The organism is Corynebacterium sp. HMSC063G05 (genome assembly GCF_001810555.1).
Classification (GTDB): Bacteria; Actinomycetota; Actinomycetes; order Mycobacteriales; family Mycobacteriaceae; genus Corynebacterium; species Corynebacterium jeikeium_D.
This window is the reverse complement of the sequence record NZ_KV801854.1, coordinates 1-1,409: the sequence shown is the minus strand read 5'-3', so window position 1 is coordinate 1,409 and position 1,409 is coordinate 1. Positions and strand designations below refer to the sequence as shown.

Genomic DNA, 1,409 nt, shown 5'->3' with positions numbered 1-1,409 from the left:
GGGTTAAGTAGCAAAAAGTGTGTCTGACTTTCAGCATTACTGCTGATTAGGCTGGGTAAATCGGGCGGATATAAGCATCAAGACCTTATATCCGCCCGATTAGTGTTCAATCCACCGGAATGGCACCCGCATGTGCTAATCGGGGGTTGGTGTGCTTTCCGGGTGAGTAAAAACAGACCACGATGCCCGATATGCGCTGGGCAAATGAAGAAAAACGGAACCACTTCTAAAGGCACAACCAGGTGGCGATGCAAGGACCCGAACTGCGGCAGTTCCACGACACGAACCCGCACCGACCGCACGCAGACCCGCGACTTTAAAGCCTTCGTCTCTTATGCCACCTCCACAGCAACGTTGTCTGAACTCGCCCAGCAACAAGGGGTAAGCCGTTGGACACTTGACCGCCGATTCAAACCGTTCTGGCTCATCGACATCCCCAACGACGGTGACCCACAGCGCATCTACGACCAGATCTTCATCGACGGTACCTACACCGCCGCCGGATGCTTGCTCGTCGCAGCCAGCCACGACCACGTCATCGCATGGCACTGGACCAAACACGAAACCGCCCACGCCTACACGCAGCTACTCCGCAAAATCGCTGAGCCGCTCTGCGTCGTCCTCGACGGCGGACAAGGCGCACTTACTGCGATTAAAGCCTGCTGGCCGAACGCGATAATCCAACGATGCCTCGTCCATGCGCAACGCGTCATCCGCCGCTACACCACATCACGACCACGCACCGACGCCGGCAAAGCCATCTACGCCCTGGCGTTGAAACTGACCCGTATCACCACACTCGACCAGGCACGGGAGTGGACGCTGCGTCTGCACGACTTCGGACAGGTATTCAAAGCATTCCTCAACGAGAAAACGCCCGTGTCAAAAGAGCGCCGCACACTCAACAACCAGTGGGAATGGACCCATCTGCGAGTTCGCAAGGCATACAACTCCCTGCTGCACCTCTCACGGAAAGGATGGCTGTTTACCTACCTGCAGCCACCACCGAATGCGCTTGAGCCTCAACGCTGGGCTTCAACGACAAACAGTCTGGAAGGCGGCATCAACGCCGGGCTCAAACGCATCGCCGACGCGCATCGCGGCAGGTCCGGGGAACGCCAACGAAAAATGCTCGAGTGGTACCTGCACTCGAAAACGCAACTGCCTGACGACCCATTAAAGATCGCCAGGCAGTGCAATTTCGGCCAAGATCAACTCGCCAAAGTCAACGATCTTGTCGAAGAAGACCACAACAAAGCCGACCATGAAACAGGCCGACCAGCCTTCTACGACAACGCTATCCCAACCGAGTACGAACACTCGATAGGAATCAGAAAAGGCCCCATGAAGTAACAAACGGTGTGCCCGCCCCGCAACACGCCGAGCGGACACACTTTTTGCTACTTAAC

At 56.4% G+C, this 1,409-nt stretch carries 1 protein-coding gene; it reads left to right on the top strand.

The genetic code is table 11. The annotated features are described in order from the left end of the window. The first annotated feature begins 162 nt into the window (after nucleotides 1-162). Nucleotides 163-1,353, top strand: coding sequence for an IS1249 family transposase (locus tag HMPREF2751_RS06970; protein WP_162838042.1), 1,191 nt, complete (start codon nucleotides 163-165; stop codon nucleotides 1,351-1,353). Nucleotides 1,354-1,409: the final 56 nt, after the last annotated feature.